Origin of the sequence: Roseovarius sp., assembly GCF_018066915.1 — a bacterium.
In the GTDB taxonomy this organism is placed as follows: domain Bacteria; phylum Pseudomonadota; class Alphaproteobacteria; order Rhodobacterales; family Rhodobacteraceae; genus Roseovarius.
In genome coordinates, this window is the sequence record NZ_JAGPVV010000289.1 from 1 (window position 1) to 10,344 (window position 10,344).

The 10,344-nt window shown below is 62.9% G+C and carries 10 protein-coding genes; all 10 read right to left on the reverse strand.

Going from position 1 to position 10,344, the window contains the following annotated elements; genetic code table 11:
• The coding region (locus KBT70_RS16105; protein ID WP_296636300.1) for a penicillin-binding protein 2 at positions 1 to 1,503 on the reverse strand (1,503 nt) is incomplete at its 3' end.
• Positions 1,500 to 1,844 (reverse strand): cell division protein FtsL, encoded by a 345-nt coding sequence (locus KBT70_RS16110; protein ID WP_296636325.1) that lies wholly within the window; start codon positions 1,842 to 1,844, stop codon positions 1,500 to 1,502. The genes KBT70_RS16110 and KBT70_RS16105, both read right to left, overlap by 4 nt.
• Positions 1,844 to 2,836, reverse strand: coding sequence for a 16S rRNA (cytosine(1402)-N(4))-methyltransferase RsmH (gene rsmH / locus KBT70_RS16115; RefSeq protein ID WP_296636303.1), 993 nt, complete (start codon positions 2,834 to 2,836; stop codon positions 1,844 to 1,846). Before rsmH ends, KBT70_RS16110 begins: the two co-directional genes overlap by 1 nt.
• A gap of 3 nt (positions 2,837 to 2,839) precedes the next feature.
• Positions 2,840 to 3,343, reverse strand: a complete 504-nt coding sequence (mraZ, locus tag KBT70_RS16120) for a division/cell wall cluster transcriptional repressor MraZ (RefSeq protein WP_296636306.1) — start codon at positions 3,341 to 3,343, stop codon at positions 2,840 to 2,842.
• A gap of 726 nt (positions 3,344 to 4,069) precedes the next feature.
• The gene (locus tag KBT70_RS16125; RefSeq protein WP_296636308.1) at positions 4,070 to 5,479 is read right to left on the reverse strand and encodes a PepSY domain-containing protein; all 1,410 of its coding nucleotides are present in this window, start codon (positions 5,477 to 5,479) and stop codon (positions 4,070 to 4,072) included.
• A 63-nt stretch (positions 5,480 to 5,542) separates the two neighbouring features.
• Positions 5,543 to 5,920: a hypothetical protein gene (locus tag KBT70_RS16130; RefSeq protein WP_296636311.1), complete on the reverse strand. Its 378-nt coding sequence runs from the start codon at positions 5,918 to 5,920 to the stop codon at positions 5,543 to 5,545.
• A 35-nt stretch (positions 5,921 to 5,955) separates the two neighbouring features.
• The gene (locus tag KBT70_RS16135) at positions 5,956 to 6,507 is read right to left on the reverse strand and encodes a GNAT family N-acetyltransferase (protein WP_296636314.1); all 552 of its coding nucleotides are present in this window, start codon (positions 6,505 to 6,507) and stop codon (positions 5,956 to 5,958) included.
• A gap of 103 nt (positions 6,508 to 6,610) precedes the next feature.
• Positions 6,611 to 6,778, reverse strand: coding sequence for a 50S ribosomal protein L33 (gene rpmG, locus KBT70_RS16140; protein ID WP_007799108.1), 168 nt, complete (start codon positions 6,776 to 6,778; stop codon positions 6,611 to 6,613).
• Between the two features lie 126 nt (positions 6,779 to 6,904).
• Complete coding sequence (locus tag KBT70_RS16145) at positions 6,905 to 7,516, reverse strand: cell wall hydrolase (protein ID WP_296636319.1); 612 nt, start codon at positions 7,514 to 7,516, stop codon at positions 6,905 to 6,907.
• A 163-nt stretch (positions 7,517 to 7,679) separates the two neighbouring features.
• On the reverse strand, positions 7,680 to 10,220 hold the full coding sequence (locus tag KBT70_RS16150) for a putative PEP-binding protein (RefSeq protein WP_296636322.1): 2,541 nt from the start codon (positions 10,218 to 10,220) through the stop codon (positions 7,680 to 7,682).
• Positions 10,221 to 10,344 lie beyond the last annotated feature (124 nt).

Below are 10,344 nucleotides of genomic sequence, written 5' to 3' on the forward strand. Positions count from 1 at the left end.
CTTGCCGCCTACCGCATAGCCTGGCACTTCGCCAAGGCTTGCCGTGCCTTCGGTGACGACATGACGCAACATCTCGCGCATGATGGCCGAGGTTTTCTCGGAGATGATCCGCTCGCCCGGCGCGCGGGTGGGATCACGCAAGAGCGTGGGTGTCACGCGCCGTCCGCCATTGGCAATCGTGGCATAGCCCGCCGCCAGATGCATCGGGCTGACCGAGAGGCCATGACCATAGGAAATCGTCATGGTCGAGAGGTCTGACCAGTTCTTGGGCAAAAGCGGCGTGCTGCCAGAGGCTTCGGCGATTTCCAGATGCACGGGCGCGATGAACCCCAGCTTATCCAGGAATTCGCGCTGCCTTGCGGCCCCGATTTCAAGCGCAATGCGCGCGGTGCCGACGTTGGAGGATTTGACGATCACCTTGGTCGCGCTCAGTTCCGGGCCATAATTCTTGAAATCGCGGATGCGGAACTTGCCCCATTGCATCGGGCTTTTGGTGTTGATCATGGTCTCGGGGTTAATCAGACCCAGATCGAGCGCCTGCGCCACGGGAAAGACTTTGAAGGTGCTGCCAAGCTCATAAACGCCCTGCACCGCGCGGTTAAAGAGCGGGCTATCGCTCGGGCTGCCGGAGGTGGGCAGCGCGGGGCGGTCGTTGGGGTCAAAATCAGGAAGCGAGGCCACAGCCACCACTTCGCCGGTATGGGCATCCATGAGAATGCCCGCCGCGCCCTTGGCGTTCATGATCTTCATGCCGCCAAAAAGCACCCGCTCCATCGCCGCCTGCACGCTGAGATCAAGCGAGAGCCGCAAAGGTTCATGCGCCTGCGCCGGATCGCGCAGCCGTGCGTCCTGATGCCGTTCGATGCCCGCCACGCCCACAAGCTCGGCGGCATGCACGCCTTCACGTCCGAAACTGGCCCCACCCAGTACATGCGCGGCCAGCCGCCCATTAGGATAGAGCCGCATTTCGCGCGGACCAAAGAGCAAGCCCGGTTCGCCGATGTCATGTACCGCCTGCTTTTGCTCGGGGCTGAGTTTCTTCTTGATCCACAAGAACTTGCGCGGGCCGGTGAAATCCTTGATCAACCGCGCGCGGTCGAGATCGGGAAAAATCTCGACCAGCCTGTCGGCGGCATGTTCGGGGTCGATCATCTGCTGGGGTTGCGCATAGAGGCTATGCGTGTCGAAATTGGTGGCAAGGATACGCCCCTCGCGGTCCACGATATCGGCGCGCTGCGCGAAAATCTGCGCCCCCGCGACGCTGGTCGTAGGCTCGGTCGGTTCGGTGCCCGCGAGCACCGCCATTCGCCCGCCGACAACCCCGAACGCCACGAAGAACACACCCGCCAGCACCAAAAGCCGCCCCTCGGCGCGGCGACGGGCACGGTCACGCATTTCCTCGTGCCGCAGGCGGAGGTTCTCACGTTCGATGGCATCAGGGTTTTCGCCCCGGTTGCGGGCCTCGAGAATACGTGCAAGCGGGCGCAGCGGCGTGCGGATCATGGGAACTGCTCCATGTTGGACACATCAACGGGGTTGGTGATCGGCAATTCGGCGGGCTTGGGGAACGAGACCTGATCCACGCGGCCAAACTGATACGGTTGCAGGGGCAAGAGGCCCAGCTTGTCATAGTTCAATTCCACCAGATCCATCAGGCGATCCGGCCGGTTCAGATAGGCCCATTCGGCGTTGAGGACGCGCAGGCGCGCGCGCGCCTCGCCGATGGCGCTCTGGAGCGCCTGCGCCTTGGCCTGTGCCTCTTGGGTGCGGTAATTCTCGCGGTAGGCCCAGAAGGCAAGGCCGATCACGGCCAGCGCGGTCAGAACATAGAGAATGCTGCGCATCATTTCGCTCCCTTCAACATGGGGACCCCCAAAGCGCCGCGCTCGGTGCGCCCGGCAGGGGCATCGGTGCGCGTGGCGACACGCAACCGGGCAGACCGGGCGCGCGGATTTACGGCCAACTCCTCGTCATCGGGGCCGATGGCCTTGCGCGATTTGAGGGTGAACTGCGGCGCGTCGCGGGTGATTTCCGGGGCGTGGCGGCTGCCGGTGCCGCCCCCGCCCGAACGCGCCAGAAGAAAGCGTTTGACGATCCGATCCTCGATGGAATGAAAGGTCACGACCGCCAGTTGCCCGCCCTCTTTGAGCGCGCGTTCCGCCGCCTCTAGCCCCGCGATAAGCGCGCCGTATTCGTCATTCACCGCGATGCGGATCGCCTGAAAACTGCGGGTGGCGGCATGCGCCTGCCCCGGTTTGGAGCGCGGCAGGCAGCGTTCGATCAGACCTGCCAGATGCAGTGTGGTTTCAATCGGTGCCTGCTCGCGTGCCTTGACGATGGCGCGGGCGATACGCCTGCTCGCGCGCTCTTCGCCGTAGAGATAGAGGATGTCCGCCAGATCGGATTCCTCGGCGGTGTTGACCAGATCAGCCGCACTTGGGCCCTCTTGGCTCATGCGCATGTCGAGCGGGCCGTCTTTCATGAACGAAAAGCCGCGCTCGGCCTGATCAAGCTGCATCGAGGACACACCAAGATCGAGCACGACGCCATCAAGATCGGTGGCATAGTCATCCATCTGCGCGAAATTGCCCAAGACAAGGCGCAGCCTGTCGCCATACTCCGCCCCCCAGCCCCGCGCCATCTCATGCGCTAGGGGGTCGCGGTCAACGCCGATCACCTGCTCCGCCCCCGCTTCGAGCAACGCGCGGGCATAACCGCCAGCCCCCAGCGTGCCATCGAGCCACACCCCCTGCACTGGCGCCACAGCAGCAATCAGCGGGCGCAAAAGGACGGGGATATGCGAGGCGGTTGGTTTGGGGGCGGCGGCAGCGGCCATGGGTCAAACCCCGTCCGGATTGTCGAGCAGGATCAACGGGTCAAAGTCATCGGGGAATTCGTCAAGCCATTCCTCGGTCTTGGACAGTTCGTCGGTCTCGTAGGTCTCGGGCTTCCAGATCTGAAAGGTATCCCCGGCGGCGATAAAAAACGCCTCATCCTCAAGTTCGATCTTCTTGCGCAGCTTGGCGGGCAGCACCAGACGCCCGGTCTCGTCGACCGAGGTGGGAAAGCTCTGACCGTGAAAGAGGCGTTGCAGATGTTTGCGCGCATTCGAGCCGCGCGGCAGGGCTGCGATCTTGGCATCCACCTCCTGCATCGCCTCGATGGTGTAGCATTCCAGATAGCGACGGCGGTGGTCGCCATAAACGATGATGAGTTCCGGGTTGAGACCGTCGGTCCAGTTCGGGTCTGAGGCCTCGATCACACGGCGAAACAGGGCCGGGATTGATACCCTGCCCTTTCCATCCACCTTGTGGAGGCTCTCACCTCTGAAAATCCGGCCCACTGTCCCGTTGGTCCCTATGTCTGCCCCAGATTGAAAACGAACCCCTGAGACACGAAACGGCGGGTTGATCTGCTGCCACTGATCAACCCGCCGCCCTCGTCCCGCTTGAGCGGGGTGTCCGACTGCGCGCGCCACCTGGGGGGATGTCTGCTCGCTCGCGCGCCGGATCTCTTTGTTCGATGAAAGCGGGGGCCTGTATGAAACCTGACTTGGGAGTTTTCGGGGTCTTGGCGCCCCTCTGTGATCCCGTCCTCATCGTGTAATCTTGATACACTGGGAAATTGTCCCATGGCAACGATTTTTTACGAGATCAGCACATGATATTGTTTTCAAGCACCTGCAAAAACAACATTCTGTGCCAGAATTCACTCAATACCTACCTTATGTTGTATTTGGTGAAATTCTAATCACAAAATATGTGAATATTGAAGGGTTTTAAATTTCCCACGATTTCCCGACTATATAGGCATCATGGATCAAATCCACGGGCATTTCCCATGATCTATGCAAAGAAACACCAAAGTTCACGCGCAATTTCTTGCCATATGCGGCCTGTGCACCGTGTGTGATTCGCGGATTCCCGCTCAAATCTCTCGATTTGCCCAGCTCGTCCCACTCATTCCCATGAATTCGCGCCGACACAGCACCATAACGACAAAACCCCGCCACTGGGGCGGGGTTCTGCGGGCGTTTGATCTTGGATGAGGGCGATTTTGCCCTCAGCGGTCAGTTCACAAGGCGGCGCAGCATCGGCAGGCGCGAGAGCACAAGCGCATCGAGCGCGAGCACCGTGATCAGCGTCAATCCCGCCATCGGAAAGGCCAGCGAGACCGCGATGCCCACCAGCACCGCGCCCTGCCACATCGGCATATCCTTGGGAAGCGGCGGCGCAGCAAGGCGTCCACCCGCCCCCGCCGGGCGACGTTTCCACCACATCACGACGGAGCTGACACAGAGAAACAGCACCGAGAGGCAAAAGACCGTATTTGCCAGCACGCTCCAGAGACCCATCGTGCCCACATGGAGCGCGATGCCCACCGCCATCGCCTTGCCCGCGAGCGAGTAATCCTCATACCGAACATCGGCGAGGATATTGCCGGTGTATTGGTCCACATGCACCGTGCGGTCCGATGTGGGATCGGTGTCGTCCGTATTCATGGAATCGCGGTTGATGGTCCAGACGCCGGTTTCTCCATTGGGCAGGTTGAGCTGATAGCGGGCGTCAAAGCCGATTTCGCGCGCAAGCGCATCGAGCGTGTCGATATCGACCACGGTTCCGGCCTCGGTGTCGACACCCGTATGCCCGGCATGGCTGCCAGAGGCCGGCATAGGCGTGAGTTCGAGCGCCCAAGGCACCTCTTTGCGGTCGTGGTTCATGCTGGCGTGGATATCGTCCGAGAGGGGCACATTATCCCATTTCTCGGCCGGAAACTGGCTCCAGGCCTGAACCATCTTTTCCCCCCATATCCCGGCCCAAGCGAGACCGGAGACAAGGAAAAACGCCAGAACAATAGAAATCCAGAAGCCCAGCACGCCATGCAGCGACCGCCAGAGCGCGCGACCCCGGCCAAAGGTCGGGATCAGCGCCGCCCGCCATCCCGCCTCACGCGGCCACCACATATAAAGGCCGGTGGCGATCAGCACCATGCCCAGAGAGGCCGCGATTTCCAGCATGCGGTCGCCGGTGACACCCAGCATCAGGTTGCTGTGGACGCCATCGGCGAAATCATACCAGCCAGAGCGGCGCGGGAAAATCTCGATCACTTGGGCCGTGTAGGGATCGACGACGACCATATTGGCCTCGCCCTCCAGATCGACGCGGAAGATCGCAGCCAGATCATCGCGGCGCGGGGCCACGTATTGCTTGAGCGTGCCACCGGGAATGGCGGCAAGCGCCCCTTCGGCCTGTTGCGAGACAGCAAGGGCGGTTTCCCGCGGCACCACCGGCGTGCGTTCGCCATCGCGCCCATCCACCCAGGAAATCCACAGCATCATCATGCCGGTGACAGCGAGGACGCAGAAGAAAGGGATCACGAAAAGGCCAGCGTAGAAATGCCAGCGCCAGGCGGCAAAGTAGAATTTGTTGACCCCGGTGCGCGCCTGCGCAGGGGCATGGGTTGGATCAATCGACGTCATGGACGACTCCATCAGGATGACCCCCGGTGCCGGGGGAATTTCAAAAACAGTTGGTTTTGAAAATCACGCCTGCGGTGGCGCGCGCACCTGAGCCAGCCTATGCGCGATGGTCTGCGTCCGGGTTTCGGGCGCGCCAAGAGCAAGGGGGGCGATACGCGGTGCGTGCCAAGGCTGCACGGTCTCCACCATCGCCAGCACGACAAGGGTATAGACAAGGCGGCACGCCTCGCAGCCGCTGGCACCCCTGTGATCCGACGGACCCGGCGCTGTGTCATGGGCCGCGTGATCCTCGCACAGGTCCTGCGCCGTGCCCCCCGCCGCGACAAAGGCGAGATAGGCCGGATCGAACGTGCGGGCGTTGAGGTCGCGATGCGCAAAACCGACTCCGGCCAATGCCAAGCTAAGGGCAACGACCACAATCAGTTTTGAAAAAAGGCTCAATGAAACACGCATGACGCATGGCAGTCTGCCATAGGTCAGAGAGTCGCACCAGCCTCTATTGGCAACGGACAGTGCACCGGCTGAGGCCCAATGTCTCGCCGCATCTGGGCCGCGGGCAGGCTGACATCGGGTGAGAGGCTGAGAAACACTTCGCCCAGCATGTCAAAGCCTGTCGCGCTGCAAAAGGGCACCGCATTGAGCGGGCAGAGACAGTGCAGGTGCCGCACCCCGGCCCGGTCCGCCATGGCAACGAGATGCGCCATGAGAAGGCGGCCCATCCCCCGCCCCTGCCACGCAGGGGCAACGGCCAGATGGCGCAGATGCGCCTGCCCCGGCGGGCAGGTGCGGCCAAACGGGCTGATGTCGCTCCAGCCCGCGATGCCCAGCACCTCATCCCCGGCTTCTGCCAGAACGTAGCGCCCGCCAAAGAGCAGCGAGGGCACCGGGCGGGTCAAGAGCGGCAGCGCGGCGCGCGTCAGCGTTTCGGGATAGGCGCTGCGCATCTGGCGGGCATAGGCCGCGTGCAAAAGATCGGAAATTGCCGCGTGATCGGCGGGAAAGACGGGGCGGATCAGAACCTCGGACATCGGAGAACCCTTCGGGGTAAAATCGCCGGCCACCGGAGCGCCCCAAAGGAAAAAGCCGCGCTCGGGTTGGCGCGGCTTTGGCTGTCTGGTCTGGAAGGGGATCTTACTTGATCTTGCCTTCCTTGTACTCGACATGCTTGCGCACCACGGGATCGTACTTTCGTACGGTCATCTTTTCGGTCATGGTGCGTGCGTTCTTTTTGGTCACGTAGAAATGGCCCGTGCCCGCGGTCGAGTTCAGACGGATCTTGATGGTCGTCGGCTTCGCCATTGGTTATCTCCTGCGCCGGGCAATCGGATCACCCGGGAATATCTCATGAAGCCTGCCTTTTACCGACGCCCGCGCCCGAGTCAACCGCGATTGTCGTGAAAGTCGGCGAATTCGTTACGCGCTGCCTCAGTTCGACGTCAGACGCGTGGGTTGACGGTAGAAATAATGCACCCCGATCGAAGCGGTGCGCGGAAACTGCCGCGCCCAGCGCGGATTGACGTTGCGGGTGTGGTAATGCGTGGCACCGCTGGTCAGGGTGCGCGGGGCGCCATCAACCATGGCACGGGCCACCTTGCCCACTTGCCGGAACGCTTCGCCCTCGGCGATCACATCAGCATGGCCATCACAGGTATAGGTGAACTGGCACTGATATTTGCGGCCGGTGCCCTGATGGATCACGCCGCAGACGGAATCGGGGTAATTGGGATCATCGACGCGGTTGAGGATCACTTCGGCAACAGCAAACTGTCCCTTGACGCTCTCGCCGCGCGCTTCGAAGTAGAGCGCCTCTGCCAGACAGCGCCACTCGGGGCCACCTTGGGCCGGGGCTTGCTGGTCGAGCCAGGCACTTGAATAGCTGATGTCGGTTTCCGGGCTGCTGAGATAGCGCGCCATTCGGTCGCCTGAGATCGCACGCAATGCGCGCATTTCCTGTTCCATCAATCGGGTCACGGGGGCGTCGGCCATGACAGGGCCTGCCAGCACTGCGAGTGCCGCAGCGAGTGCAATCCGTCTCATTCTCGTCTCCAGGCGGGTGGACGTATGGTCCACGGCATGTGCGCCCTCTAGCCAAAATCGGCTCAGCCGTCCACCTGGGCCACCGGCGGGTTCCCGCCGATGGCTTTTTCTGTCCCGAAATACGCCTAGACTTTGTCTGATCTTGCGCGGACTGCCGCTTTGACTACCGTATCTTGTCGCGGACGGTCAGCTGTGCGGCAGCAAGTCGCGCCACAGGAACGCGGAACGGCGAGCAAGAGACATAGGTAAAACCGGCGTCGCGGCAAAAGGCGATTGATTCGGGGTTGCCGCCATGTTCGCCACAGATCGACAGGCTGATCTCGGGATTGGCCGCGCGTCCGCGCTCGGCCCCGATCTTGAGCAACTCACCCACACCATCGACATCGAGCATGTGGAACGGGTCTTCGGGGTAGACGCCCTGCTTGACATATTCAGACATGAACCGACCCGCGTCATCGCGCGAGAGGCCATAGGTCATCTGCGTGAGGTCATTGGTGCCAAAGCTGAGAAACGACACCAGCGGCGCAAACTCGCCCGCCCGCAGGCAGGCGCGTGGGGTCTCGACCATCACGCCCAGGCGATAGGTAAAATCGCGCCCCGTTTCGTTGCGCACAGCGGCGGCCACCGCATCGACCCGCGTCTTGACCAATTCCACCTCGCGCTTGGCGCTGACCAGCGGGATCATTATTTCGGGCACCACGGGCGCGCCCTCGCGGCTGGCTTCGAGCGTGGCCTCGAAAATGGCACGCGCCTGCATGTCGTAGATTTCCGGCACGGTGATGCCAAGACGCACACCACGCATCCCCAGCATGGGATTGTATTCGCTCAGCGCCTCGACCCGTCGCGTCACATCCGAGAGCGGCAGATCGAGCGCTTCGGCCAGTTGCAGATGCCCGGCCCGGTCGGTGGGCAGGAATTCATGCAACGGCGGATCAAACAGGCGGATGCAAACCGGCAGCCCCTGCATGATCCGAAAGAGATCGGCCAGATCGGCGCGCTGCATCGGCAAGAGCCGTTCCAGCACGGCAGCGCGGTCGGTGCTGCCATCGGCAAAGATCATCTCACGCATCACCGTCAGGCGCTCGGTATCAAAGAACATGTGCTCCGTGCGGCAAAGACCGATACCGCGCGCGTCAAACTTGCGCGCAACCTCCGCATCGGCGGGGGTGTCGGCATTGGCCCGCACCGCGATGTCGCGCACATCATCAGCCCAGCTCATCAGCGTCTGAAAGGCGTCGTCGCGCGCGACCTCAAGCAGCGGCGTCTCGCCCGCCAGCACCAGACCACCTGTGCCATCGACGGTGATCACATCGCCCCCCTTGACGACGCGGCCATCGGGCATGGTCAACTGCTTGCGCCGGGTCTGGAAATGGATTTCCGAGGCGCCCACAACGCAAGGCAGACCGATGCCGCGCCCGATCACCGCCGCGTGGCTGGTCATGCCGCCCCGCTCGGTCAGCACGGCCACCGCCGCGTGCATGCCGCGAATATCCTCGGGGCTGGTTTCGCGGCGCACGAGGATACAGGCCTCGCCACGCGAATGACCGGCCTGCGCCTCGGCGGCGGAAAAGACCACGCGCCCCGTGGCGGCACCGGGGCTTGCGGCGATGCCACGCGCCAACACATCGCGGGGGGCGTTGGGATCAACCTGCCGGTGCAGCAATTCATTGAGCGCGCGCGGTTCGACGCGCATCAGCGCCTCGTCGCGGCTGATGATGCCATCCTCGGCCATGCGCACCGCAATGGCCACCGCCGCGCGCCCGTTACGGGGCACGCGCAGCCCGTCGAGTATCCAGACCTTGCCATTCTCGATGGTGAATTCGGCCTGCATTTCCTCGCGCAGGCGGGCGCGCATGAGTTCCGCATAGGCGCGGATTTCGGCAAAGGCATCGGGGGCGAGTTCCTCGAGCGAGGGACCGCGCGGATCGCGGGTGAGATAGATCGCATCCGCGCCATTGCTCAGCGCATCGCGGCCCTGACTTTGACTGAGGTAACGCCCGATGATCTGGCGCGCGCCGGTCTGGCCATTGACAAGTTGCATCACGCCAGAGCCACATTCCCCCTGCCCCAGCCCCAGCGCCAATTCCTGCACCACAAGGCCCAGCCCTGCATCGGCGGGCGCGCCCTTGGCCTGACGCAAGAGCCGCGCGGTGGTGCCCTCCCAAGCGCGCGCCATAGAGCGCAGCACCTCGGTCAGTTGCTTGCCAGGGTCTTGGGGAAATTCCTCTTCGGCCTCGGTCTCATAGGCTTTGAGCGCTTGGCTCAGGCCCAGAACCGGGTCGGGCGAGACATCCTCGAATACGTCCGGATCAAGCCGCGCCACATGGATCGCATAGGCCTGCACAAAGCGCAGATAGATATGCGACGCGGCCTCTTTGCCGATCCGGTCAGAGAGTTCGACAAAGCGCGCGTCGTTGATGCCGATATTGAGCACCGCCCCCGGCCCGCCCCAATCAGGGTCTTCGGACGAGGGGCGCACGCACAGCAGCGGCGCATCGCCAAAAGGGGCAAGAAAGCGCGCCATATCCGGCACTTCCCCCGCCGCGATCCGGTGCACCGCCTCGAACGACAGGGCAATGGTGCGCGGCACCGGCAGATCGAGCCGCACAAGGCGTTGCAGACATTTCGCCCGCCCCCCGTGGGTATGGGTCTGAACCGGGGCCGTGGGGGTAATGAGGGTGATATGGCTGTCGTCTTGCTGCACTGCGGCACCTTTCCTTTGCCCGCACCATACGCGCGTTGCGGCACAAGGCAAGGGAAAGGATGACGGGGGTGGTGGAGACGTCATCCTCGGGCTTGCCCCGAGGATCTCAGGCGATTTTCGTCCT